We start from the raw sequence: 24,770 nt of genomic DNA, 5'->3' as shown, positions 1-24,770 counted from the left end.
GTCGAGTGAGTGGGTAGGATTCACCCATCAACTTCATAACCCCTGACGGAGAGTCATCGATGCCTATCATCAACAGCCAAGTAAAACCGTTCAAAGCTACCGCGTTCAAAAACGGCGACTTCGTTCAAGTCTCGGATGCTGACTTGAAAGGCAAGTGGTCCGTAGTGTTCTTCTACCCAGCCGACTTCACCTTCGTGTGCCCAACCGAGCTGGAAGACCTGGCTGACAACTACGCTGAGTTCAAGAAGCTGGGCGTGGAAATCTACAGCGTTTCGACCGACACCCACTTTGCTCACGCTGCCTGGCACAACACTTCGCCAGCCATCGGCAAAATCGAATACACCATGATCGGCGACCCTACCCACGTCATCTCGCGCAACTTCGACGTGCTGATCGAAGAAGCTGGTCTGGCTGACCGTGGCACCTTCGTGATCAACCCTGAAGGCCAGATCAAAATCGTTGAACTGAACGATGGCGGCGTTGGCCGTGACGCTTCCGAGCTGCTGCGCAAAATCAAGGCTGCTCAGTATGTCGCTGCACACCCAGGCGAAGTTTGCCCGGCCAAGTGGAAAGAAGGCGAGGCCACTCTGGCTCCGTCGCTGGACCTGGTCGGCAAGATCTAAGTCTGTGACATGCAACGCAGGGCGGCACGCCGCACCTTCTTAAGTTAGCTGCACCGCCCAATAAAAATGCCCGGGCGAGATTCGCTCGGGCTTTTTTTCGCCTCAAATAAAGGAAATCGCCCGTATGTTGGACGCCAATCTTAAAGCCCAGTTGAAATCGTACCTGGAACGGGTCACCCAACCGATCGAGATCGTTGCATCCCTCGACGACGGTGCGAAATCCCGTGAAATGCTGGACCTGCTGAAAGACGTTGCCAGTCTTTCGAGCCTAATTACCCTGATCGACAGCGGTGACGATGCCCGCAAGCCATCGTTCTCGATCAATCGCCCTGGAGCCGACATCAGTCTGCGTTTCGCCGGCATTCCAATGGGCCACGAATTCACCTCGCTGGTGTTGGCTCTGCTGCAAGTCGGTGGCCACCCGTCGAAGGCCAGCGTTGAAGTGATCGAGCAGATCCGCTCGCTCAAAGGCGAGTTCAGCTTCGAGACTTACTTCTCGCTGTCTTGCCAGAATTGCCCGGACGTCGTTCAGGCGCTGAACCTGATGGCCGTGCTCAACCCGAATATCCGCCACGTCGCCATCGACGGCGCGCTGTTCCAGGACGAAGTCAACGATCGCAAGATCATGGCTGTGCCGAGCATCTACCTCAACGGCGAAAACTTCGGTCAGGGCCGCATGGGCCTGGAGGAAATTCTCGCCAAACTCGACACCGGCGCTATTGAGCGTCAGGCCGAGAAGATCAGCGCCAAAGAAGCCTTTGACGTGCTGGTCGTCGGCGGTGGCCCGGCCGGTGCTTCGGCCGCTATCTACGCCGCACGTAAAGGCATCCGCACCGGTGTCGCGGCTGAGCGCTTCGGCGGTCAGGTGCTGGATACCATGGCCATCGAGAACTTCATTTCCGTGCAGGAAACCGAAGGGCCGAAACTGGCCACGGCGCTGGAAGAACACGTCAAGCAGTACGACGTCGACATCATGAATCTGCAACGCGCTGACAAGCTGATCCCGGGCAAGAATGGCGAGCTGCATGAAGTCCACTTCGCCAGCGGTGCAACCCTGAAAGCCAAGAGCGTGATTCTCGCGACCGGCGCACGCTGGCGCGAAATGAACGTTCCGGGCGAGCAGGAATACCGCAACAAAGGCGTGGCGTATTGCCCGCACTGCGACGGCCCGCTGTTCAAGGGCAAGCGCGTAGCGGTGATCGGCGGCGGTAACTCCGGCGTTGAAGCGGCGATCGATCTGGCGGGTATCGTGGCGCACGTAACGCTGCTGGAATTCGACGTGCAACTGCGTGCCGACGCCGTGCTGCAACGCAAGCTGCACAGCCTGTCGAACGTTACCGTGATCACCAGTGCGCAAACCACTGAAGTCACCGGCAATGGCGAGAAGGTCAACGGCCTGCGCTACAAGGACCGCACTACCGATGAACTGCGCACGGTTGAGCTGGAAGGCATTTTCGTGCAAATCGGTCTGCTGCCGAACACCGATTGGCTGAAGGGCACCATCGAGCTGTCGCCGCGTGGCGAGATCATTGTCGATAATCGTGGCGAGACTTCCATTGCGGGGATCTTTGCAGCGGGTGACGTGACGACTGTGCCGTACAAGCAGATCGTGATTGCAGTGGGCGAGGGCGCCAAGGCTTCGCTGAGTGCGTTCGATCACCTGATCCGGACTTCGGCCCCGGCGTAACTGCCAGGTCGAAAACGAAAAAACCCATGAGCGATCATGGGTTTTTTATTGCGCGTGGAAAGCCACTCCTCACCCCAGCCCTCTCCCGAGGGAGAGGGCTGGGGTGAGGTGTCTGAAGTCATCCATCGACCTGAGAGAGCCGGTCGATTATGGATTCACCGCCAATCGTTCAAGTCGGCGTAATTCTCCAACATCCCGCAATCAGTCCCCTCTCCTTCTGGGAGAGGGCTAGGGTGAGGGGCTTTCAGCTTTTACAGCGGCGCAGGCTGAATGATCTCGACCCAGTAGCCATCCGGGTCCTTGATGAACGCCAGGCTCTTCATCCGGCCGTCGGTCAGGCGCTTCTGGAAATCGCAACCCAGCTCTTCAAAGCGTGCACACGCTGCGACGATGTCCGGCACCGAAATGCAGATGTGACCAAAGCCACGCGGATCGGTGTTGCCATTGTGATAGGCGAAGTCGGCATCGTTTTCGGTACCGTGGTTGTGGGTCAATTCGAGAATGCCTGGAATCGATTTCATCCATTCGGTACGCGCAGCAGCATCGGCCGGGATCTGCGCTTTATCGACCAGCGCAAGGAAGTACAGGCTGAATTCGGCTTCCGGAAAATCACGCTTCTCGACCAGCGAGAAACCCAGGACGCGGGTGTAGAAATCCAGCGACTTGGTGATGTCCTTCACGCGCAGCATGGTGTGGTTGAACACGAAGTTGCGGGTTGCGCTGTCTGGCGTGGCTGTCACACCGGGGAAAGTGTTCAGTTCGTTGAGGCTCATGGGCCCTCCAATAACAATGGGCGAGTGAATGGGCGCAATGATACGCATGCCGGCCGGCATCGCCAAATGCAAGGCGGGCTTGCCCTGCGCGAGGGCGGGGCTCAGACTTTGCTCTCTACCTTCGAGTGCGTCCGGCAATGATCCGACTGTTCAAATCCGTGTTTGTTTTTTTTGCTTTGTCATTGGCCGTGGTTTTCCCGGCCATGGCCGAACCGAGCATCACCTGGCCGGCGGGCTGGAAGGTTGAAATGTTGCCGGATACCGCGCCGCCAGTCTCGCGGCAAAGGGCGGTGAAGCTCGATGCCGACGGCAATCAGGTGATGGTGATGGAGTTGACCATGACGCAAGTGGAGGCGGGGCATCAGGTCAATTTGCAAGGCGTGTTGCTGGAGATGCGCAAGTCCATCCAGAAGGATTTCTTCCGCAGTGGTTATCAGAGCGTCTGCAACCGAATCCATCCGGCTGCGCTCGGATCATTGACCGGGCTGGAGACGACCTGCACGATCACCGAGAACGGCCGGCACGTATTATCACAAACGCTGGTGGCTGCTGTGGAAACAGACAAGGCTTATGTACTTTCATATGCCGGTCAGGCTGAGGTTTATAAGGCGAGCGCCGACGACATAGAGGCGGCACGTAACAGCCTGAAATTATAAACGTCCGTACTAACTCGCGGTGTTTTGAATGCCGGAAAGGATTAAGCACAAAGTTTGATTCATCGTTTGCAGCAACATCGCGCAGCAAAATGTTTAGCGTGATGACTCAGTAACGTTACACAATTTTCCAACTTGTTCGATGAAAATCATTTCATTTGTTAGATATTGTCAATAAAAAAGCCCTGCATCGCGCAGGGCTTTTTGTTGGCGTCAGATTAACCGCGCAACCATGAATCCACGGTGGCCGCACCGTACTGTTCTTTCCAGGCTTTCAGGCCGCGATGGTTGCCGCCCTTGGTTTCGATCAGCTCGCCAGTGTGCGGGTTCTGGTAAACCTTGACGACGCGGGCGCGGCGGGTCTTCGGCGCTGGGGCGGCCTGCAGACCGGACTTCGCCGGGTTCGGGTCGAGGATAGCGATGATATCTTTCAGGCCTTTGCCATAGGTTTTCATCAGTCCCTGGAGCTTTTCTTCGAATTCGATTTCTTTCTTGAGCCCGGCGTCATTCTTCAGCGATTCCAGCTGTTTGAGCTGTTCCTGAAGGGCCTTTTCAGCTGCGCGAAATTCAGCGAGTCTGGACAATATCTTTACTCCAATAGTGTGTTTGGCTGATACCAACCGCAAACAAAGCTATAAGCCAAGAGCCTGGAAGCGACTCGGTGATAATTGGCTCACCTGTCAGTCTGGCTCAGGTTGAAAAAATTGTAGTAGTTAATGCGACAAGAGTAAATCCTGATGTTGTCGCCATGTAACAACAATGACTTTTTGTATCAATTTGGTGCGGTTGTTGGACGGGCTATGCTAATGAGTTAACGATCACTTAATGCGCTGATGAAATCTGCTGCCGGCATCGGTTTGGCAAACAAATAACCTTGCATGAAATCCACCTGATGCTCCGTCAGGTAATCGGCTTGGGCCTGTGTCTCGACACCTTCGGCAACAATGGCCAGATCCAGCTTTGTCGACAGTTCAATGATGGAGTCGAGAATATGCCGTGATAGCGCATCGATGCCGATCATGGCGACAAAGCTCTGATCGATCTTGAGAAAGTCGACCTTGAAGGCGCGCAAGTAGCCGAGGCTTGAGTGGCCTGTACCAAAATCGTCGATCGCGATTTTCACTCCAAGTGCGTGCAATTGCTCAAACAGTTGCAGGGTCATGTCGTTCGGTTCGATCAGCTCGCGCTCCGTCAATTCCAGCACCAGCTCGACGCTGCCGGGCGCAAACGCCGCCAGGAGGTCGCGACAGTCTTCGACCAGTTCCAGATCCTTGCAATGGCTGGCAGTGATGTTGATGCCGATATGGAAAGGTTTGGCGAAGGCCGCAGAACGCGGTCCCAGCAGGGCGGCAGTCTGTTGCATCAGCGAGCGGGTCATCGGCACGATCAAGCCTGAATGCTCGGCAAATGGAATGAACAGATCCGGGCGTACGAGGCCCTCTTTCGGGTGATTCCAGCGCATCAGCACTTCAGCGCCGGACCACTGCTTGCTGTCACCGTGAACCACCGGCTGGAAATAAGGAATGAATTCCCCGGCCTCGAGTGCGCGAAGCATTTCGTGACTGGGCGAGTTCGAGCGTTTCTGCACGACATGGCCGATGGCGCCCGAGATCACGCCGAAAAATATCAGCAGGCTGAACAACGGCGGGTAGTTGGCCGCCATGTAACGCCAGGTCTCTCCCTCGGGAAAACCCGCCGACACGTTGAAACCGTATCGTTCGGATTCGAGCATGCTATGCGCGACTGGCAAAGCGGGCAGGGGCCCTTGATGCACTCTGCCGTCGGCGGACAGCCAGTTATCGCCCACCTGCAACATCAGTAATGTCTGGCGGCCGATCAGGCGCAGGATGTTGCTCAGGTGATAACCATCAAGCGTGGTCAGCGCGCCGCCACGACCGTCGCTGAGGCGGTAGATCAACAATGCCGTGTCGGGGGTGACGGGATTGCCGTTCATCAACCACAGTTTGCCTTGATGATAGTCCCCGGCATTGACCGCTTCCTTGAACTGCCCGAACAGTGAGCTGCAGTAGAGCGTGTTGTCCCAGACCAGATTGGTCGAGCGCACGAAGGGGCGGCGGGTCACTTGTTCGCGCAGGGCCAGTTTCACGTCTTCGCAATTTTTCCCGGCCAGAGGCAGCAGAACCCGAGCGGCTTCTGCCGTGTTGTCGAGCATCAGATCGAACTGTTGCAACGCTTGTTCGGCCGTTTCCCCGGCACTTTGCTCCAGCGTTCGTTTTGCCTGCATATAAAGAATCCCACTGCCCAGCACGATTGGCAGCAGACCGCTGAGCAAAGTCACGGCGATTCGGGTGCTGCGTTTGCGGCGGGATCGGTGGGTCAGTGGCATGGACACATCCTGTGGTTTAGAAATCCGACCCGATAAACAATTGAGCCAGAGGGGAGAATAGATGGCAGATGGCGCTTGCGCCGTAGGTAAAAAAAGCGGATTTTATACAGAGGGCAGACAGGCTCGGTTACGCTGTGTAGAATCGGTTTACGCATACAATAATAATCGTCTTCTGGCAGCAGAAGCCTCGCCCGCAAGAGCCTTGGGTCGACAATGAAGATATTCGGGTTTCAACTGATCTACGGAGACTTCCTCGCGCGCAGCGTGCGTGGCATCTCCCTGTGCGCCGCCCTCCACATCACTTTCCTGACAAATAACCCTGGTTAATTGATAAGAAATGATGAGGCGTCACCATGGCAGATTTATACGAAAACCCAATGGGCCTGATGGGCTTTGAATTCATCGAGTTCGCAGCGCCGACTCCTGGCACACTGGAGCCGATCTTCGAGATCATGGGCTTCACCAAAGTCGCGACCCACCGTTCCAAGAACGTGCACCTGTATCGTCAGGGCGCAATCAACCTGATCCTCAATAACGAACCCAACAGCGTCGCCTCGTACTTCGCCGCCGAACACGGCCCGTCCGTTTGCGGCATGGCGTTTCGCGTGAAGGATTCGCAGAAGGCCTACTCGCGCGCGCTGGAGCTCGGCGCCCAGCCGATTCACATCGAGACCGGTCCGATGGAACTGAACCTGCCGGCAATCAAAGGCATTGGCGGCGCGCCGCTGTACCTGATCGACCGTTTCGGTGAAGGCAGCTCGATCTACGACATCGACTTCGTGTTCATCGAAGGCGTTGATCGCAACCCGGTCGGTGCCGGCCTGAAGATCATCGACCACCTGACCCACAACGTTTATCGCGGTCGCATGGCCTATTGGGCGAACTTCTACGAGAAGCTGTTCAACTTCCGTGAAATCCGTTACTTCGACATCAAAGGCGAGTACACCGGTCTGACTTCGAAAGCCATGACCGCACCGGATGGCATGATCCGCATTCCGCTCAACGAAGAGTCGTCCAAGGGCGCCGGGCAGATCGAAGAGTTCCTGATGCAGTTCAATGGTGAGGGTATCCAGCACGTCGCGTTCCTCACCGACGACCTGATCAAGACCTGGGATCAACTGAAGAAAATCGGCATGCGCTTCATGACCGCGCCGCCGGATACCTACTACGAAATGCTCGAAGGTCGCCTGCCGAATCACGGTGAGCCGGTCGATCAGCTGCAATCGCGCGGTATCCTGCTCGATGGCGCATCGGAGCAGGGCGACAAGCGTCTGCTGCTGCAGATTTTCTCGGAAACCCTGATGGGGCCGGTGTTCTTCGAATTCATCCAGCGCAAGGGCGACGATGGCTTCGGCGAGGGCAACTTCAAGGCCCTGTTCGAATCGATCGAGCGTGACCAGGTGCGTCGTGGTGTGTTGACCACCGAGTAATCTGAAATGAAAAAATCCCGGCCTGCAGAAATGCAGGGCCGGGATTTTTTTGCTTCATACAAAACCTGTGGGAACGAGCCTGCTCGCGAATGCGGACTTTCATTCAACACTCATGTTGACTGGTCTGACGACTTCGCGAGCAGGCTCGCTCCCACATTTGTCTTGTGTTGCATTCAAGAGCGGCGTTGGCGCATCAAGTGTTTGAAGCCTTCGAACACCAGCACCACAACCGCCAGCCAGATCGGGATGTAAGTCAGCCACTCGCCCGACTTGATGCTCTCTCCCAGCAACAATGCCACCGCGAGCAACAGCACCGGTTCGACATAACTCAACAACCCAAACAGACTGAACGGCAGCAAGCGGCTGGCGATGATATACACCACCAGCGCAGACGCACTGATCAGGCCGAGCAGTGGAATCAGCCACATCAGCCCCGGATATTGATCGAACACGGCCAGGCCCTGTTCGCCGCCCTGCACAAACCAGTAGGCGACCGGCAGCATCAGGGTCATGTCGACCCACAGGCCACCGAGGTTGTCGGTTTGCAGGTATTTGCGCAGTACGAAGTACAGCGGATAACCGACCACGACCATCAGCGTCGCCCAGGAAAATCCGCCAACCTGATACAGCTCGTTCAACACGCCAAGACTGGCGAAAAATACCGCGATTTTCTGCAGGTAAGACAGGCTCTCGCCATAGGCAATCCGCCCGGTCAGCACCATCGCCAGTGGCAACAGGAAATAGCCCAGTGATACATCCAGGCTGTAATCATTGAGCGGTGCCCACATGAACAGCCACAGCTGAACCCCGAGCAGGGCTGAAGAAACCAGCAGCCCGGCAATCAGCTTCGGCCTGGCTGCCATCAATCGGAACAGCTCCAGCACCCGCCGCCATTCCCCGGAAACCAGCATGAACACCGTCATGCACGGCACGGTCAGAAGCATGCGCCAGCCGAAGATTTCCACGCCGCTCAGAGGGGTCAGCAGCGACGTGTAGTAATACATGACGGCAAACAGCACGGAGGCTGAAACCGATAGAGCGATACCTTTAGACAAACTGTCCTCGCGACGTGATGGTTGAACGGGGCGCGCAGGATACGTGGTTTTTGTGCTGAATATTGAGCGGATGCTCATTATTTCCCACATCCTGGAGCCAAGCACAAAACCTGTGGGAGCGAGCCTGCTCGCGAAGAGGCCAGCAGATTCAGCATAGATGTTGCGTCGGCTGGCGCTATGCATGATTGCATCGCTTAAACGCAAAAGATCGCAACCTTCGGCAGTTCCTACAGGGAACGCATTCCACAGTAGCTGCCGAAGGCTGCGATCTTTTGATCTGCGCGTCTGATTAGGCCCGCAACGTCCGCGTCATCCGCAACGCCAGCAGACTCCCGCCGACGATCACCGCCGCCAGCACGTACAACGCTGCATCCGTCGAACCCGTGCTGTCCTTGACCCAACCCACCAGGTACGGGCTGAGGAACCCGGCCATCTGCCCCATCGAGTTGATCAGCGCCAGCCCACCAGCCGCTGCGCCCGCGCTCAGCATGGCGGTCGGCACCGGCCAGAACATCGGCAGACCGGTCAGTGCGCCCATGGTCGCTATGGTCAGGCCGAGAATCGCAATCGCCGGATTGGCCGCGAAATTCACCGCGATCACCAGCCCGACAGCGCCCATCAGCATCGGTACCACCAAGTGCCAGCGGCGCTCCTTGCGCAAGTCCGCCGAGCGGCCGACGACCAGCATGAACACCGCCGCGAGCAGGTACGGAATCGCACTCAGCCAGCCGATCACCAGGTTGTCGCTGAAGCCGAGGTTCTTGATGATCGACGGCAGCCAGAAGTTGATCGCGTACACGCCGCTCTGGATGCAGAAATAGATCAGGCCGAAGGCCCAGATCGCTGGGTTCTTGAACACCGCAAGCAGCGAGTCGGTGGCGGTTTTCGGTTTGTTGGCGAGGTCTTCGGCGTGGTCGGCTTCGAGCACGGAACGTTCATGGGCGGTCAGCCATTTGGCATTGGCGAAGCTGTCGCTCAACAGGAAATACGCCAGCGCACCGAGGATCACCGTCGGAATGCCTTGCAGGAGGAACATCCACTGCCAGCCGGCCAGGCCACCCTGGCCGGCGGCGAAGTGGTTGAGAATCCAGCCGGAAAACGGGCTGCCGAGCAAACCGGAGACCGGGATTGCCGACATGAACAACGCCATGATCCGGCCACGGCGGAAGGTCGGGAACCACTGCGAGAGGTACAGCACGACGCCCGGGAAGAAACCGGCTTCAGCGGCACCGGTGAAAAAGCGCAGGGTGTAGAACTCGGTCGGGGTGGTGACGAACAACAGGCAGGTCGACAGCGTGCCCCAGGTGATCATCATCAAGGCAATCCAGCGCCGAGGACCGAAGCGGGTCAGTGCCAGGTTGCTCGGCACGCCGCACAGCACATAACCGATGAAGAAGATGCCGGCGCCGAGGCCGTACACCGTTTCGCTGAATTTCAGTGCGTCGAGCATCTGCAGTTTGGCGAAGCCGACGTTGACCCGGTCGAGGTAGTTGAACAGATAGCAGATGAAAATGAAGGGAATCAAACGCAGGGTGATGCGTTTGTAGACGGCGTTTTTACCGTCGTCGATGGTCTGGGTAGCTGCGGCGCTCTGCGACATAGCGGCTCTCTCTTTATTATGATTTTTTGCGATGCAAAGGGTAACGTTGATCGCCCTGAGAGTCTCGGCCACCTTTGGCCGGATTGTCTTTGTGCCTGAGCACAGGGTTTGCCGCCAGACCCTGTGCGGCTGAACAACCGTTCGTGCCTGAACTGAAGGATTGCCGCCGCTATGTTCGAACTCGATCACGACCTTGCCCAGGACATCGTCGACCGGGCCATGGCCATTTTGCCGTACAACGTCAACGTCATGGACAGTCAGGGCCTGATCCTCGGCAGCGGCGAACCGGAGCGCATCAACACCCGTCATGAAGGCGCGCAACTGGTGCTGGCCAACGGGCGTGTGGTGGAAATCGACGCGCAGACGGCGGTGCATCTCAAAGGTGTGCAACCGGGGATCAATCTGCCGCTGCTGCTCGATCAGCGCTTGATCGGCGTGCTCGGCATCACCGGCGAGCCGGAGCAATTGCGCACCTACGCCGAGCTGGTGCGCATGACCGCTGAAATGCTGGTCGGCCAGCGCAACCAGCAGGCCGAGCAACAGTGGCGACGGCAGCGTTGCGATGATCTGCTGGCGTTGCTGCTGAGCGAGGCGGGGGATTCGCCGCGTCTGATCGATGAGGCGCAGCAACTAGGGCTCAAGCCGCTATTGACCCGGGTGCCGTATTTGTTTGAGCTGGGTCTTGAGCACGGCCCGGGGCAAACCGTCGAGGCACTGAGTGCGTGGCTGACCTCGCGTTATCCGGACAGTTGGTGCGTGAGTTCGGCGAAGTCTTCGTTGTTGTGGTGTCGCCCGGCGAGCCAGAACGTCGAGCATGATCGCCTGCTGGAAAAACTCGATGGCCTCGGCTGGAAGATTTTGCGCATCGCCGTCGGCGGGCAGGCGGATGGTCTGGCAGGGTTGCGTCGCTGTTACCGACGAGTCGGCGATTTGCTCGCTTATGGTCGTGACGTGCTGCCGAATTCGAGACTGCTGACGCTCAATCGTTATCGCTTGCCGGTCATGCTGTGGCGTCATCGCAACGATGATGCGCTGGACGAACTGCTCAAGCCGCTGCGCCAGGTCATCGCCAAGGACAGCAACGGCCAGTTGCTGGCGACCCTGCGCAGTTGGTGCGAGCACGACGGGCAGAGTCAGGCCTGCGCTGAGGCGTTGGGCATTCATCGCAATAGTCTGCGTTATCGCATGGAGCGGATTGCCGAGTTGAGCGGGGTTGATCCGTTGAAGCTGGACGGGATGCTGGCGTTGTATCTTGAGGTGCAGCTGCTGCCGCAGACTGATCCATTGCCATGAGTTGTCCTTGAGGCCGCCATCGCTGGCAAGCCAGCTCCCACAGGTCAGAAGGCGTTCATAACTTCCATAGTCACCGCAGAACCCTGTGGGAGCTGGCTTGCCAGCGATGAGGCCGGTACGACCAACACATATCTTTTGTGGAAATGAACAATAAACGCCGACGCCACTTGTGCACTCGACCGGCGTCAAGGCGCAGGCCGACTGGCAGCATGAATGCCACTGCAACCGGAGAATTCCCATGAAAATCGTCATCGCCCCCGACTCGTTCAAGGACAGCCTGAGTGCCCAAGGCGTTGCCGAAGCCATTGCCCTTGGACTGGCACAGGTCTGGCCGCAGGCGACGCTGATCAAATGCCCGATGGCCGATGGCGGCGAAGGTACGGTCGAGTCGATTCTTGCAGCCTGCGAAGGTGAGTTACGCCGCACCCGCGTGCGCGGTCCACTGGGCGCGCCGGTCGAAGCCGCATGGGGCTGGCTGCCGCACAACCACACCGCGATCATCGAAATGGCCGAGGCCAGCGGTCTGCAACTGGTCCCGCCGGGACAGCGCGATGCCTGCATCAGCAGCACGTTTGGCACCGGTGAATTGATCCGTGCTGCGCTGGATGCCGGTGCGCAACGGGTGATTCTGGCGATTGGCGGCAGCGCGACCAATGACGCCGGCGCCGGGGCGATGCAGGCGCTGGGGGTGAAGTTGCTGGATGCGCAGAATCAGTCGCTGGTGCCCGGCGGCCTGGCTTTGGCGCAATTGGCGCGGCTGGATCTGAGTGGGCTTGATCGACGTCTGGCCGATGTGCGTTTCGACATCGCCGCCGATGTCAACAATCCGCTCTGCGGCCCGCATGGTGCCTCGGCCATTTTCGGCCCTCAGAAGGGCGCGTCGCCTGCGCAGGTTGAGCAACTTGATCAGGCGCTGGGGCACTTTGCCAAAGTCTGCGCGCAAGCATTGGGCAAAGACGTGCGCGATGAACCGGGCAGCGGCGCGGCGGGTGGCCTGGGGTTTGCGGCCAAGGCTTTTCTCGGTGCGCAGTTTCAGGCTGGCGTCGAGGTGGTAGCGGAACTGGTCGGGCTCGCTGACGCGGTCAGGGGTGCGGATCTGGTGATTACCGGAGAAGGCCGCTTCGATGCGCAAACCCTTCGCGGCAAAACGCCGTTCGGTGTTGCGCGAGTTGCCAAACGACACGCTGTGCCGGTGATCGTGATTGCCGGGACCTTGGGCGAGGGCTATCAGGAGCTCTATCAACACGGCATCGACGCCGCTTTCGCCGTGACCAGCGGACCGATGACGCTCGAACAAGCCTGCGCCGAAGCTCCGCGCCTGCTGCGTGAACGCGCCACCGATATTGCTCGGGTCTGGCAACTCGCCGCCCAACGCTGATCGGCTTGCCTATGTAGGAGCTGTCGAGTGCAACGAGGCTGCGATCTTTTGACTTTTAAAAGCAGGATCAAAAGATCGCAGCCTCGTTGCACTCGACAGCTCTACCAAGGGCAGCGGAGCAGTTTTTGATTGTTGCCACGTCCTGAAAAATATTTACCGCAGACCCGAAACCTTCCTCAAGCCTGGCCGATACAACGGTCAGGCGCACACAAAACCACAATTCAGTGCCGCCGGACTGTCGCCCGCTATGGGCCAGTGCTCACGGCATGGACGCTCGTAGTTTCTTTCTTTCGAGAGTCCGACCATGTCCCTGCGTAACCTGAATATCGCGCCACGTGCTTTCCTCGGTTTTGCCTTTATCGCCTTGTTGGTGATTGTCCTCGGCGTGTTCGCGGTCAGCCGCATGACGGTCATTCGTCAGGCGTCGGTCGACATGGACACCAACCAATTGCCAAGCGTGACCCACCTCAGCGTGGTCACGGAAAACGTCCTGCGCATGCGCATTCTCTCGTTCCGTGTGCTGGTCAATCGCGAACCGGCCAGCCTGCAAGAGGCAGAAACCCGCATCGCGGTGCTCGTCGACAAGGTGCGCAAAGCGCAGGCCAGCTACGCTGCGTTGCCGGCAGGCCCTGAAGAGCGCGCGGTCTTCCAGACGTTTTCGACGACGCTCGATAATTACCTGCAAGCGCAGAATCAGATGATTGAGCTGTCGCGCAAGGGCGATCTGGAAGCGATGCGCGCGTTGATCAACACGCGCATCAAGGAAGGCACCGATCAGATGGGCGAGCAGCTCAACAAGCTGATCGGCATGAATACCGCCGGGGCCAGAGCGGCGGCCATTAAGGCCGGTGAAAACTATGACAGCGCCATCACCGGGATCATCATCGTCGCCGTGATTGCGGCGCTGGCCACCGTGTTGCTCGCCTGGTTGCTGACCCGCAGCATCGTCACGCCGCTCAACCGCGCCGTGCTCGCTGCGCAAACCATTGCTGGCGGTGACCTCAGTAAAGCCATCGAAGTCGACGGCAAGGACGAACCGGCGCGCCTGCTCGAAGCCTTGGCCGCGATGCAGACCAACCTGCGCAAAACCATCGAGCAGATCGCCGGTTCCGCCACGCAACTGGGCGCCGCTGCCGAAGAACTCAGCGCGGTCACCGAAGAAGCGTCGCGCGGGTTGCAGCAGCAGAACAACGAAATCGAACAGGCCGCCACGGCCGTCAACGAGATGACCGCTGCGGTGGAAGAAGTGGCGCGCAATGCCGTTTCGACTTCCGAAGCTTCCAATCAGTCGACCCACGCCGCCCGCGAAGGTCGCGATCAAGTGGTGAAAACCGTCGACGCGATCCAGACCATGACCCACGACGTGCAGAACACCGCGCAGATGATCGAAGGCCTCGCCGCGCAGGGCCGTGACATCGGCAAGGTGCTGGACGTGATTCGTGCCATCGCCGAGCAGACCAACTTGCTGGCGCTCAACGCTGCGATTGAAGCCGCGCGTGCCGGCGAGGCTGGCCGTGGCTTTGCCGTGGTGGCTGATGAAGTGCGAGCCTTGGCCCATCGCACCGCGCAGTCGACCCAGGAAATCGAGAAAATGGTTGCCGGCATCCAGAACGGCACCGGTGAAGCGGTCTCCTCGATGCAGCAAAGCAACCAGCGTACCCAGTCCACTCTGGAAATGGCCCGCGCGGCTGGCGTGGCACTGGAGCAGATCACGCAATCGATTCACCAGATCAACGAACGCAACCTGGTCATCGCCAGCGCGTCGGAAGAGCAGGCGCAAGTCTCGCGCGAGGTCGATCGCAACCTGGTCAATATTCGCGACCTCGCCACGCAATCGGCCGCCGGGGCCAACCAGACCAGCGCCGCGACCCACGAGCTGTCGCGACTGGCAGTGGATTTGAACGCGATGGTGGCGCGTTTCGTGATTTGAGATACGGTGAAGGCTGGAAACCGCGCTAACAGGAGACGTACATGCGCTATTCAGCCTTGACCCAACGAATCGCCGGGGAGGGTGCCGCTGCCTGGCAGATTCACGACCGAGCGCTGGAACTGCGCGCCGAGGGCGTTGATGTTTTGTTGTTGAGCGTCGGCGATCCGGATTTCGATACGCCGTTGCCGATCGTCCATGGCGCGATCGATAGCCTGTTGGCCGGCGATACCCATTACGCCGACGTACGTGGGCGGTTCGAGCTGCGCAGGCTGATTGCCGAGCGTCATCGCCAGCGCAGTGGTCAACGGGTTGATCCTGATCAGGTGATTGTCCTGCCCGGCGCACAATGCGCGGTGTACTCGGTGGCGCAGTGTCTGCTCGATCCGGGTGACGAAGTGATCGTCGCCGAGCCGATGTACGTTACCTACGAAGGAGTGTTTGGCGCTTGCGGTGCCAAGGTGATTGCGGTGCCGGTGCGCCCGGAGAACGGTTTTCGTGTCGACCCGGCCGATGTCGCTGCGCGCATTACCCCGCGAACTCGCGCCATGCTGCTCAACAGCCCGAACAATCCCAGCGGCGCCAGCCTGTCCTTGCTGATCTGGCAGGAACTGGCGGCGCTGTGCATTCGCCATGACTTGTGGCTGATAAGCGATGAGGTGTACAGCGAGCTGTTATATGAAGGCGAGCACATCAGCCCGGCGAGCCTGCCGGGCATGGCCGAGCGCACCGCGACGATCAGCAGTCTGTCGAAATCCCATGCGATGACCGGTTGGCGTATCGGCTGGATGATCGGCCCGAATGCCTTGGCCGAGCATCTGGTGAATCTGTCGCTGAGCATGCTCTTCGGTCTGCCGGATTTCGTACAGAAAGCCGCGCAAGTGGCGCTGCAAAGTGATCTGCCGGAAGTCTCTCAGATGCGCGAGGAGTATCGCTTGCGCCGCGATCTGGTGTGCGAGCGTTTGCACGGTTGCCCTGGGTTGCAGCCGATTCGCCCGGATGGCGGCATGTTCGTGATGGTCGATGTGCGCCAGACCGGCCTCGGCGCTCAGGCGTTTGCCGAGCGATTGCTGGAAGGTTACGGGGTGTCAGTGTTGGCCGGTGAAGCGTTCGGGCCGAGCGCGGCGGGGCATATTCGCATCGGGCTGGTGGTGGATCGGGTCAAACTGGCGGATGCCTGCGCGCGGATTGCGTTGTGTGCGGTGCAGCTGTTGCAGGCGCGGAGTGCCTGAGGGTCTTGCATTGCCTGAACCGGCGCCTTGCTGATCGTTCCCACGCTCCGCGTGGGAATGCCTCTAGGGACGCTCCGCGTTCCAACTTTCGGAAGGGACGCGGAGCGTCCCGGGCTGCATTCCCACGCTGAGCGTGGGAACGATCAGCATCAAGGATTCACCAGATTCGCCGGCCGCTGTCCATTCAACGCCGCCAACAGATTCTCCACCGCACACCGCGCCATTGCCTCACGCGTTTCATGAGTCGCCGAGCCCATGTGCGGCGTCGCCACCACGTTGCTCAACTGCAACAACGGCGAGTCATGATTCAACGGCTCGCGCTCGAACACATCCAGCCCCGCCGCGCGAATCCGCTTGCTGCGCAACGCCTCGATCATCGCCGCCTCATCAACCACCTTTCCCCGCGAGATATTGATGAAAATGCTTTCCGGCCGCATGAGCGCAAATTGCTCGGCGCCGATCAAACGTTCGGTCTGCGCCGTCAGCGGCAAGGTCAGGCAAATGAAATCGGCCTGCTGGAGCAACTCTTCGAGGCTGCGATATTGTGCGTCGAAACGCTCCTCGACCGCCGGTTTGCGCGACTGGCTGTGGTAGATCACCGGCATGCCGAAACCGAAATGCCCGCGCTGGGCCAAGGCTTCGCCGATTCGGCCCATGCCGATGATGCCCAGCGTCTTGCCGTGCACATCGGTGCCGAAATGCGCCGGGCCGATGTTGCGGCTCCACTGCCCGCCACGGACCATGTTCGCCAGTTCGACCACCCGCCGCGCGGCAGCGAGGATCAGGGCGAAACCGGTGTCGGCGGTGGTTTCGGTGAGCACGTCGGGGGTGTTGGTCAGCAGAACCTTGCGCCGATTCAGATACTCGATGTCGTAGTTGTCAACACCCACCGAGACGCTGGCAATCGCCTCCAGCTGCGGCGCCAGATCCAGCAGCGCGGCATCTAGTTTCAGGCTGGCCCCGAGCAAACCGTGGGCGCGGGGCAGGGCATCGCGCAGCTGCATGAGGCCGTCGGCGTCGAGGCTTTCGATCAGCGTTACGTCAAACTGCTCTTGCAGGCGCGCCATCAGCGCGGGCGAAAGTTTCTTGTACAGCACGACCTGTTTTTTCATGGCAAAAGTCCTTTCAGGAATGCGCCGGCACACGCGGCGTGGCGACGGCTTTGGCGACGACGCGATCACTGGCGCCGGGCTTGAGGAAAATGGTCAACACCACCGACAGCAACAGCGCGCCGCTCATCAGCAGATAGGAAGCGCCGGGCGAACCGGTCGAGCTGTTCAGATAGCCGACCAGATACGAGCCGCCAAAAGAACCGAGCGCGCCCATGCTGTTGATCAGCGCCATGGCGCCGCCAGCGACGTTGGCCGGCAGGATCTCGGGGACGATGGCGAAGAACGGTCCGTACGGCGCGTACATGCAGGCGCCGGCAATGACCAGCAGCGTGTACGACCACCAGAAGTGTTCGGCGCCCAAGGCATACGAGCCGTAGAACGCGATGGAGGCGATCAGCAGCGGCGGCCAGACGAAGCGTTTGCGCTTCTGCAACTTGTCCGAACCCCACGACACCGCGAGCATGCCGATCACCGCCGCCAGATACGGCAGCGCCGACAGCCAGCCAGCCTCGATCATGTCCATCTGCGCGCCGGCCTTGAGGATCGACGGCAGCCACAACACGAAACCGTAGACGCCGATGCTCCAGCAGAAAAACTGCAGCGCGAGGATGATAACCTTCGGCGAACGGAACGCCTCGGCGTAGTTCTTCACCGCCTTGATCCCGACCTGCTCAGCAGCGAGGGCGCTTTCCAGATCGTGCTTTTCCTGCTCATTGAGCCACTTGGCCTGGGCCGGGCGGTCGTCGGCCAGACGCCACCAGATAAACGCCCACAGCACCGCCGGCAGACCTTCAATGATGAACATCCAGCGCCAGCTGAAATGCTGCACCAGATAGCCCGACACCACCGACATCCACAGCATCGTCACCGGGTTACCGAGGATCAGAAAGGTGTTGGCCCGCGAACGTTCGGCACGGGTGAACCAATGGCACAGATACACCAGCATCGCCGGCATCACCGCCGCTTCGACCACGCCGAGCATGAAGCGAATGACGATCAGCCAATAGGCGTTGGACACCACGCCGGTCAACGTGGCCAGACCACCCCAGAGGATCAGGCTGACGAAAATCAGCTTCTTGACGCTGTGCTTTTGCGCGTAGATCGCGCCGGGAACCTGGAAGAAAAAGTAACCGAGAAAGAACAGCGCACCGAGCAGCGAGGACAGACCCGGTGTGATCATCAGGTCTTCGGCCATGCCCGACGCGGCGGCAAAACCGTAGTTGGCGCGATCAAGATAGGCCAGGCTGTATGTGATGAACACAATCGGCATGATGTACCACCAGCGGCGGGTGGCGAGGGTAGCGGTTTTCATCGGTGTGACTCCTGAGCTTGTTGTTTTTGTCGCAGCAGGTTCATTGATTTGCGGTAATCAGGCGGGCCTCTTCGCGAGCAGGCTCGCTCCCACAGAGGATTGCATTCCAAATGTGGGAGCGAGCCTGCTCGCGAAGGCGGATTCAAATTCAACCGATAACTCTTGGCGGGTCGGCAACCCCTCCATGTCGCCACGACTCTGCACCGCGCGACTGCCAATCCAGTTCGCCCGCTGCACGGCCTCGGCAAAACTCTGATGCTCGAGCAGGGCGCTGATCATCCCCACCGCAAAGCCGTCACCGGCGCCCACGGTATCGACCACGTTGCTCACCGGCACGCCAGCAACGAAGCCCTGATCCAGCTGCGTGCGGTAGTAAGCACCCGCAGGCCCGAGCTTGATCGCCACGGCCTCGGCGCCCTGATCCAGATAGAACGCAGCAATGTCGGCCGGGTCGTCGAAACCGGTGAGCAAGCGACCTTCACTCAACCCCGGCAGGACCCAGTGGGCAAGGGCGGCGAGGCGGTTGATCTGGCGGATCATCTCGCCCTCGCTGGCCCACAGGCTCGGGCGCAGATTCGGGTCGAATGACACGCTGCGCCCGGCGTTGCGCATCCGGGTCATCAGCTCGAAGGACATTTCCCGGCTGGAACCTGACAGCGCCGGCGGAATACCGGTGGCGTGCAAGTGACGGGCGCTCAGCAGGTTGTCGCTGATGGAGTTGGGCGACAAATGACTGGCCGCCGAACCGCGCCGGAAATATTCGACCTGCGGGTCGCTGCCATCGTCGTTGCGCGATTTGAACTGGAAACCCGTTGGATGGTTTTTATCGACTTCGACGTGGCTGCAATCCAGACCTTCCTTGATCAGCGTCTCGACCACAAAGCGTCCGAGCGAATCGTTACCGACCCGGCTCAGCCACGCGACGTTGAAACCCAAGCGCGACAAGCCGATCGCGACGTTGCTGTCGGCCCCGGCAATCCGTTTGTGAAACTGCTCGACCTTGGCCAGATCGCCGGTCTGCTCGGCGACCAGCATTGCCATGGTTTCACCGAAAGAAAGAATATCGATCTCAGACATGAGCTGGCTCCAGGCGCGATTGACCGAGGCGGGCGAGGGCGGCGACGTGTTCGCGGGTCAGTTGCACCAGATCATCGCCTTGCAGCGGGTACTCGGCGGCGCGCATAACGCCTTGGTCCATGTGTCGCAGCAGTTGTTCCCACAGATGCAGGTCGCTGATGGCGGGTGGTACGGCAACCAGTTTGCCGTCGGCGCGGCGCGCAACGGCTTTGCAATGCACATAACCGACGTGACGGCCGAGCGCGCGTGCGGCGCTGGCGGCGGACTGGTCCTGCCAGTGCCAGTTGCCAATGTCGAAGGTCATCTTGATCGGCAGGTTGTGTTGCTCGACGGCGGTAAAGAAACGCTGGAACGGTTCGATACGTCCGCCGTGCAAGGTCTGGTCGTTCTCCACCAGCAGTTGCACCGGGCTTTGCTTGAGTCGCTCGGCCAGTGCCTGCAAGTCAGAGTTGTCGGTGAAATAACCGAGGGACACTTTCAGCCATTTCGAGCCAAATGCCTGGGCCTGCTGCAGCGCGGTAATCAGTTCGGGATTTGGCTGCGCTTGCCCTGCGAGCCAGAGTTCGGTGGGTGAGGAGTAAATGCTTTGCAGGCCCTGCGCCTGGGTAGCCTGAGCCAGTTGCGCCGGGTCTTCACGGGTCAGCAGCTCTTCACGCCACTCGATGCGATTCGCCCCGGCTGCCGCGAGGATGTCGATAAAACAATCCTGCCCACGCTGGCGCACGAGCTCGGCACCGTAGCTGGACAGACTGATGGAAACGGCGGGTTTATTCATTGTTATTGACCTCTGAAACCGGTTTCATTTTTGTTCAAAAAAATCAGGTGATTCTGTAGTGTTTTTGCAGGCCCTTTGGCGAGCAGGCTCGCCCGCACATTTGCAACACGGTCACCTGTGGGAGCGAGCCCGCTCGCGAAAGCGCCAGATCAGACGCCGCCAATCCCTCGGGTCGAACCCCGCTCAATCAGCACCGGCGCAAAATCCACAATTCGCGCCACCTCATCATCCCCGCGCAAGCGCTTGAGCAGACACTCAAACGCCCGCGCGCCTATCTCTTGCGTCGGCTGTGCCAGCGCGGTAATCCCGCTGCCCACCAGCGGATACCAATCCAGATCATCCAGAGCAATCAGCCCGACATCCTCGAACAAGCGCACACCGAGTGCGCGCAACGCGTGAGTCGCCGCCAGCGCCGCCACGCCATTGGCGCAAAACAGTGCTTTCGGACCGTCAACGTGGGTGTTTAAAAAAGTTTGAAGTTGCGCCTTCAGATCATCGCCGGTTTCCAGCACCGCCCCGGTCAGGGCCGAGCGTTGGGCAATCTGCGCTTGAAAACTGCTGACCCGTTCGATCCGCGAACTGGTGCCATCAAACGGTTCGGTTACCAGCAATAAATCCTGATATCCGCGCTGCTCAAGGTGCGCGAGCGCCATTTCAACTGCTTGCGAGTTGTTCAGTCCGACCATGTCGCTGTCGAGCCCGTCGACCTTGCGATCCACCAACACCATAGGCATCTCGCGGCGCAGCTCATGCAGTTCGTCCCGGTGATGGCCCAGCGTGTTCACGATCAGCCCTTCGATGTTGTAAGAGCGCAACAGCGCCAGATGCTGGCGTTCCTGCTCGTCATCGCGGTCGGTGTTGCACACCACCAGGCTGTAGCCGTGCGCACGGCAGGCGGTTTCCACCCCGTGCATCACGGCAATCGAATAGGGGTTACGGATATCGGCGACGAGCATGCCGATCAGCCGAGTGCGCCCGCGTTTCAGGCCGCGGGCCATTTGGTTGGGGCGGTAACCGAGTTCATCAATCGCCTGCTCGATGCGCCGGGCAATGGCATCGGAGAGCAGCGCGCGGTCTTCGCCGATGAAGCGCGAGACGCTGGCCTTGGATACACCAGCGCGTTCGGCAACATCAAGCATGGTCACGCGGCTGCGCTGGGCGGCGGAGAAGTCGTTCAATGGGTCAGACCTTATTTTTGAAATGTAGCGTTTTAACGGCATGGATACCGCTGAAACCGGTTTCAGAAGACACTATCTGACCTTGAGCCGTCAACCTTCAAATGCAGCGGAAACAGTCACGGCAAAATGGATTTCCGACAAACGGTTGCTTTACCTGTCAGATCTGACAGTAGGCATCTTTCCAATACCAGCGCTTAATTTCTTTCAGGCCTAGATGACCAGCCAGTGAGAAATTCCATGCCGATCGAAACGCCGATTACCTCCAGCGATCCATTGAATCCCGGCGTGCTTCTGAGCCTGCCACGAGTGGAAGGCGTCGATCCGCTTGACCCGGCCGGAACATTGCCGCCGGACGCAAAACAGGTGGGCATCGTTTGTATTATTGACCGCTGGCCGAACTTTCCTGTTTCAGGCGTGAATAAAGATCGTGTTGAAATTTTCATTGTTGGTAACCCTGATTTCGTCGCCTTTGGCGAGTATGGGGCCGCGGACGATGCACCGGAGTTTCGTATTCCAGTAGCTCCCGAGAAACTTCCGGATGTGGCTTCGTTTGAGCTTTTCTACACAGTACGTTCGATCAACCCTACTACGTCACCTTCACGACGCCTGACTTTTGCGATAGTTAAGCCGCCGCAACTTTTGAAGGAGGTTACTTTTCCCGATGCGGATGCCTGGGGATATATCGGATGTTACAAGAACCATCCCGACGATCCGGAAGCCTTGTTTATCTGGGAAGGGGTACGTATCGAAATTCCTTTCGATGACTTGTTTCAGCTTGCGGATGTCCTCAGCCTGGATTGGCAGGCATGGGATTCTTTAAACGGGTCGGGAAACCCTTTGACACAGGTGTTTAACTTTACTGAGGTTGTGACAGATGTTGTGACCAAGGAGCCAGTGAAGATTGTAATCAAGCCCTTTGCTTCACATATAGAACCCATGGAGGAAAACGATTCGGCCTTAGTTAATTACCAACTATTGCGCGACGGTGTACCTATCTTTCGCTCGTTTACCGGGCTGGTGAAGGTAGACAGGAAAATTCCGGGAGAAAGCAAGTATTGCTCGGATGCAAGTTGGATGAAGTGATCAGGCCGCAACAGTAGCAGCGATATTACGACTGCAGTTGGCGACATTCGCCATTGTCGAAGATGCATGGATCAAAAAACATTTTCTACGCAATGGAGAAGGCACATGACAAGTATTCAAACTGCGGAGTCAGGCACACCCTTGGGCGTTCTGGTCGCACCTACCCCCGAATTGCCAGACGGGCGCGGCACGAACAAGGACATCATTCCGATAGCTGCGATACCTGTGGGCGCCGCGCTGACACTTATGGTCAAGACCAATGTGTGGTCGAATCCTAACAGCAGAGATCAGATCGCCCTTGACGTTACGCGAACCCAGCCTCCTGCCAATCCGCTGCCGACAGACTTCACGCGGTTAAACAGGGTAAACCTCGGCGACGTGGCCAGCCGTCCTGTAGATTTTCCGATCACAGTGCCTACCGAATTTCTGGGTGAGGATGCAACCCCGGTGGGGCCGACGCCGATCTGGGTGCGTAGCGTGCTGTATGAGCGGGGGCTCAACCCGCTGACCGGTCCGGTGATGAAGTTTTTTATCGACCGTACTGGTGCCTGGCAAGCGAAACCTGCACAAACAGGTACAAATCCAGGACAGGTTCCAGTGCGCCAGAACAATTCCGCCAGCCACCTTTCCAAATGCCCCCGGGGATCTGGATGACACATGGGCGGGTCAGCCAGGTAACGAAGGGGGATTGCAGGTACAAATTGATACCGGCTACGCCAACGTTCAGCCGGATGACACGTTGACCCTGTACGTGGCAGGTACACGTACCAACCCTCCGCAGGTGCCCCCTTTTTTCAACGGACCGATGCCCACCGATGGCAAGCTGTCCATCCCGACCGCAGAGCTACGCAAGGTAACGAGCGGCCGGGCCTTCATCTGGTTCATCATTACTGACGCTGCTGGCAACCAGAGCGCATGGGGCGTGTATTTCAAAAACGTGCGTTTTCTGCCACTGCCCAAACTGGGCGTCATTACCGTCCCGGCAAACGAAGATGGTCTGATCGATTTAAAAGATGCGCGTGCAGGTGTGAAGGTAAAAGTCAGCCGGTTGGTAGATACAATCGGCACCGACGTAGTGAGCCTGACATACGGCGCTCAACCAGCCCAGGATCTGCCATTCAACGCACTCACGGAGCTGGAGTTCACCATTCCTTGGTCGAGTCTGAGCAAACAATACTTTGATAACCAGACGGGTACGAATTTTGAATTGGACGTGGTCGTCAAAGCTGACTTGATGCGTGGCGGTTTATCCATCGACGACGGATCAACAACTGTCAAAACAGATTTCTCGACGCATCCGCCTTATACCGTCGACCCGACGACCCCGCCCCCTGAAGTTAATCCCGAATTCCGGAAACTGATCGTCCGCGGACAGCCACCTGTCACGGATAACTTACTGGGCCCTCAGGATGTCGATCAGACAGCCAAGGCTCACATCGATGTCTCGCCTGTCACCGCCGGGACGTCGTTTCCCGATCCCGAACCGGGCGATCTGGTTACCCTGAAGTATCTTGGGGATCAAGGCGAAATTATCGTTAATTCCATTCAAATGACTCAGTCGAATATAAATAATGTCGTTCAGATAGATTTGCCATATACCGTTGTCGGTCCGGGTGGTATCGGGCTTAAAGAGGCTTGGTGGACATATGAAAACCCCGCCCGGAATAATACTCAAGACTCGGCAAAGGAGACGGTAACTGTCAATACTGTAGTCATCGTTCTCGATAAGCCAGAATTCCAACGCCCACCTACAGATGGCACCGAAGACCCATACATTATTTGCGAGAGCTTGACGGGGGATGATCACGTTGCGACGTTCAAGATCAAACCTAATGATCATTTCACCGATGGGATGAATATCACATTCAATTGGCAAGGCTGGCATGACGATAAATACACCATAGACGCACCGCCGGATACGGTTTTTTTCCGATACTCGTGCGATCACTTCGCTCGAGTTAACGGAGGGGATGCTTTGGGAAGTGCCATACGCACCTTTTATTCGTAATCTTCCTCGTCCACCTGCTACCACGCCTGATCCGACCGACTTTTACGCTGGTTATGTCAAAATCTGGTATTCGACGCCAATTGTAACCACGTCAGAAGTTCAGGAAATGATTGTCTACCTGCTCAATGCTGACTTCTTGTACTGCGAATCGGAACCGGGCTGGGATCCTGCGCCTGCTCCATAAACGGCATTCGCGATCATTGCATTGCCGGAGAGCCAACCTCTTC

At 58.5% G+C, this 24,770-nt stretch carries 21 protein-coding genes; 11 read left to right on the top strand and 10 right to left on the bottom strand.

Annotation, left to right across the window (positions count from 1 at the left end; all coding sequences use genetic code 11):
- Positions 1-59 precede the first annotated feature (59 nt).
- Together ahpC and ahpF are read left to right on the top strand one after the other, a co-directional pair.
- Positions 60-623 carry an alkyl hydroperoxide reductase subunit C gene (gene ahpC / locus AB4O12_RS09430; protein WP_016774916.1) on the top strand — a complete coding sequence of 188 codons (564 nt, stop codon included), beginning with the start codon at positions 60-62 and terminating at the stop codon, positions 621-623.
- 124 nt (positions 624-747) lie between these two features.
- Positions 748-2,310: an alkyl hydroperoxide reductase subunit F gene (ahpF, locus tag AB4O12_RS09425; protein WP_056789644.1), complete on the top strand. Its 1,563-nt coding sequence runs from the start codon at positions 748-750 to the stop codon at positions 2,308-2,310.
- Between the two features lie 251 nt (positions 2,311-2,561).
- Here ahpF and gloA read toward each other — a convergent pair whose 3' ends face one another.
- On the bottom strand, positions 2,562-3,083 hold the full coding sequence (gene gloA / locus AB4O12_RS09420) for a lactoylglutathione lyase (RefSeq protein WP_039762746.1): 522 nt from the start codon (positions 3,081-3,083) through the stop codon (positions 2,562-2,564).
- Between the two features lie 137 nt (positions 3,084-3,220).
- On the opposite strand from gloA, the gene AB4O12_RS09415 reads away from it, so the two are divergent.
- Positions 3,221-3,739, top strand: a complete 519-nt coding sequence (locus tag AB4O12_RS09415; protein ID WP_236169079.1) for a DUF4946 domain-containing protein — start codon at positions 3,221-3,223, stop codon at positions 3,737-3,739.
- 215 nt (positions 3,740-3,954) lie between these two features.
- On the opposite strand, the gene AB4O12_RS09410 is transcribed toward AB4O12_RS09415, so the two are convergent.
- Positions 3,955-4,320, bottom strand: a complete 366-nt coding sequence (locus AB4O12_RS09410; RefSeq protein ID WP_041480175.1) for a histone-like nucleoid-structuring protein, MvaT/MvaU family — start codon at positions 4,318-4,320, stop codon at positions 3,955-3,957.
- Positions 4,321-4,547: 227 nt separating this feature from the next.
- Positions 4,548-6,083 carry an EAL domain-containing protein gene (locus AB4O12_RS09405; protein ID WP_460061564.1) on the bottom strand — a complete coding sequence of 512 codons (1,536 nt, stop codon included), beginning with the start codon at positions 6,081-6,083 and terminating at the stop codon, positions 4,548-4,550.
- Positions 6,084-6,436: 353 nt separating this feature from the next.
- Here AB4O12_RS09405 and hppD point away from each other — a divergent pair, with 353 nt between their 5' ends.
- Positions 6,437-7,513 carry a 4-hydroxyphenylpyruvate dioxygenase gene (gene hppD / locus AB4O12_RS09400; protein ID WP_016774910.1) on the top strand — a complete coding sequence of 359 codons (1,077 nt, stop codon included), beginning with the start codon at positions 6,437-6,439 and terminating at the stop codon, positions 7,511-7,513.
- Between the two features lie 173 nt (positions 7,514-7,686).
- On the opposite strand, the gene rarD is transcribed toward hppD, so the two are convergent.
- Together rarD and AB4O12_RS09390 are read right to left on the bottom strand one after the other, a co-directional pair.
- On the bottom strand, positions 7,687-8,568 hold the full coding sequence (gene rarD / locus AB4O12_RS09395; protein ID WP_056789655.1) for an EamA family transporter RarD: 882 nt from the start codon (positions 8,566-8,568) through the stop codon (positions 7,687-7,689).
- A gap of 289 nt (positions 8,569-8,857) precedes the next feature.
- Positions 8,858-10,168 (bottom strand): MFS transporter, encoded by a 1,311-nt coding sequence (locus AB4O12_RS09390; protein WP_039762752.1) that lies wholly within the window; start codon positions 10,166-10,168, stop codon positions 8,858-8,860.
- 171 nt (positions 10,169-10,339) lie between these two features.
- On the opposite strand from AB4O12_RS09390, the gene AB4O12_RS09385 reads away from it, so the two are divergent.
- The 4 genes from AB4O12_RS09385 (at position 10,340) to AB4O12_RS09370 (ending at position 15,998) form a co-directional block, all read left to right on the top strand.
- Positions 10,340-11,461: a sugar diacid recognition domain-containing protein gene (locus AB4O12_RS09385; protein ID WP_460061561.1), complete on the top strand. Its 1,122-nt coding sequence runs from the start codon at positions 10,340-10,342 to the stop codon at positions 11,459-11,461.
- A 238-nt stretch (positions 11,462-11,699) separates the two neighbouring features.
- Entirely contained in the window at positions 11,700-12,839 is a 1,140-nt protein-coding gene (locus AB4O12_RS09380; RefSeq protein ID WP_460061559.1) for a glycerate kinase, read from the top strand.
- A 304-nt stretch (positions 12,840-13,143) separates the two neighbouring features.
- Positions 13,144-14,769 carry a methyl-accepting chemotaxis protein gene (locus AB4O12_RS09375; protein WP_150740940.1) on the top strand — a complete coding sequence of 542 codons (1,626 nt, stop codon included), beginning with the start codon at positions 13,144-13,146 and terminating at the stop codon, positions 14,767-14,769.
- 41 nt (positions 14,770-14,810) lie between these two features.
- Complete coding sequence (locus tag AB4O12_RS09370) at positions 14,811-15,998, top strand: pyridoxal phosphate-dependent aminotransferase (RefSeq protein WP_460061556.1); 1,188 nt, start codon at positions 14,811-14,813, stop codon at positions 15,996-15,998.
- 149 nt (positions 15,999-16,147) lie between these two features.
- Here AB4O12_RS09370 and AB4O12_RS09365 read toward each other — a convergent pair whose 3' ends face one another.
- The 5 genes from AB4O12_RS09365 to AB4O12_RS09345 form a co-directional block, all read right to left on the bottom strand.
- Positions 16,148-17,110 (bottom strand): 2-hydroxyacid dehydrogenase, encoded by a 963-nt coding sequence (locus AB4O12_RS09365; protein WP_252886298.1) that lies wholly within the window; start codon positions 17,108-17,110, stop codon positions 16,148-16,150.
- Positions 17,111-17,123: 13 nt separating this feature from the next.
- A complete protein-coding gene (locus AB4O12_RS09360; RefSeq protein ID WP_041480189.1) occupies positions 17,124-18,422 on the bottom strand; it encodes an MFS transporter in 1,299 nt (432 codons plus the stop codon).
- A gap of 57 nt (positions 18,423-18,479) precedes the next feature.
- Positions 18,480-19,499: a sugar kinase gene (locus AB4O12_RS09355; RefSeq protein WP_375122257.1), complete on the bottom strand. Its 1,020-nt coding sequence runs from the start codon at positions 19,497-19,499 to the stop codon at positions 18,480-18,482.
- Positions 19,492-20,274: a sugar phosphate isomerase/epimerase family protein gene (locus AB4O12_RS09350; RefSeq protein WP_041480194.1), complete on the bottom strand. Its 783-nt coding sequence runs from the start codon at positions 20,272-20,274 to the stop codon at positions 19,492-19,494. Before AB4O12_RS09350 ends, AB4O12_RS09355 begins: the two co-directional genes overlap by 8 nt.
- Positions 20,275-20,423: 149 nt before the next feature.
- Entirely contained in the window at positions 20,424-21,452 is a 1,029-nt protein-coding gene (locus AB4O12_RS09345) for a LacI family DNA-binding transcriptional regulator (protein WP_310216262.1), read from the bottom strand.
- Positions 21,453-21,689: 237 nt separating this feature from the next.
- Between AB4O12_RS09345 and AB4O12_RS09340 the strand changes: the two genes are divergently transcribed.
- The 3 genes from AB4O12_RS09340 (at position 21,690) to AB4O12_RS09330 (ending at position 24,543) form a co-directional block, all read left to right on the top strand.
- Complete coding sequence (locus tag AB4O12_RS09340) at positions 21,690-22,535, top strand: hypothetical protein (protein WP_460061553.1); 846 nt, start codon at positions 21,690-21,692, stop codon at positions 22,533-22,535.
- Positions 22,536-22,640: 105 nt separating this feature from the next.
- Entirely contained in the window at positions 22,641-23,189 is a 549-nt protein-coding gene (locus AB4O12_RS09335) for a hypothetical protein (RefSeq protein WP_460061550.1), read from the top strand.
- A 34-nt stretch (positions 23,190-23,223) separates the two neighbouring features.
- The gene (locus tag AB4O12_RS09330; RefSeq protein ID WP_460061548.1) at positions 23,224-24,543 is read left to right on the top strand and encodes a hypothetical protein; all 1,320 of its coding nucleotides are present in this window, start codon (positions 23,224-23,226) and stop codon (positions 24,541-24,543) included.
- The last annotated feature ends 227 nt before the right edge of the window (positions 24,544-24,770 follow it).

Source organism: Pseudomonas sp. S2_A05, assembly GCF_054668485.1.
Note: the sequence above shows the minus strand (reverse complement) of the source record. Positions and strands in the feature narration are given on the sequence as shown.

Bases quoted from the DNA above. Each gene is read 5' to 3' on its own strand.
- ahpC (WP_016774916.1), top strand. From the start codon at position 60: ATGCCTATCATCAACAGCCAAGTAAAACCGTTCAAAGCTACCGCGTTC.
- ahpF (WP_056789644.1), top strand. From the start codon at position 748: ATGTTGGACGCCAATCTTAAAGCCCAGTTGAAATCGTACCTGGAACGG.
- gloA (WP_039762746.1), bottom strand. From the start codon at position 3,083: ATGAGCCTCAACGAACTGAACACTTTCCCCGGTGTGACAGCCACGCCA.
- AB4O12_RS09415 (WP_236169079.1), top strand. From the start codon at position 3,221: ATGATCCGACTGTTCAAATCCGTGTTTGTTTTTTTTGCTTTGTCATTG.
- AB4O12_RS09405 (WP_460061564.1), bottom strand. From the start codon at position 6,083: ATGCCACTGACCCACCGATCCCGCCGCAAACGCAGCACCCGAATCGCC.
- hppD (WP_016774910.1), top strand. From the start codon at position 6,437: ATGGCAGATTTATACGAAAACCCAATGGGCCTGATGGGCTTTGAATTC.
- AB4O12_RS09390 (WP_039762752.1), bottom strand. From the start codon at position 10,168: ATGTCGCAGAGCGCCGCAGCTACCCAGACCATCGACGACGGTAAAAAC.
- AB4O12_RS09385 (WP_460061561.1), top strand. From the start codon at position 10,340: ATGTTCGAACTCGATCACGACCTTGCCCAGGACATCGTCGACCGGGCC.
- AB4O12_RS09380 (WP_460061559.1), top strand. From the start codon at position 11,700: ATGAAAATCGTCATCGCCCCCGACTCGTTCAAGGACAGCCTGAGTGCC.
- AB4O12_RS09375 (WP_150740940.1), top strand. From the start codon at position 13,144: ATGTCCCTGCGTAACCTGAATATCGCGCCACGTGCTTTCCTCGGTTTT.
- AB4O12_RS09370 (WP_460061556.1), top strand. From the start codon at position 14,811: ATGCGCTATTCAGCCTTGACCCAACGAATCGCCGGGGAGGGTGCCGCT.
- AB4O12_RS09365 (WP_252886298.1), bottom strand. From the start codon at position 17,110: ATGAAAAAACAGGTCGTGCTGTACAAGAAACTTTCGCCCGCGCTGATG.
- AB4O12_RS09360 (WP_041480189.1), bottom strand. From the start codon at position 18,422: ATGAAAACCGCTACCCTCGCCACCCGCCGCTGGTGGTACATCATGCCG.
- AB4O12_RS09355 (WP_375122257.1), bottom strand. From the start codon at position 19,499: ATGTCTGAGATCGATATTCTTTCTTTCGGTGAAACCATGGCAATGCTG.
- AB4O12_RS09350 (WP_041480194.1), bottom strand. From the start codon at position 20,274: ATGAATAAACCCGCCGTTTCCATCAGTCTGTCCAGCTACGGTGCCGAG.
- AB4O12_RS09340 (WP_460061553.1), top strand. From the start codon at position 21,690: ATGCCGATCGAAACGCCGATTACCTCCAGCGATCCATTGAATCCCGGC.
- AB4O12_RS09335 (WP_460061550.1), top strand. From the start codon at position 22,641: ATGACAAGTATTCAAACTGCGGAGTCAGGCACACCCTTGGGCGTTCTG.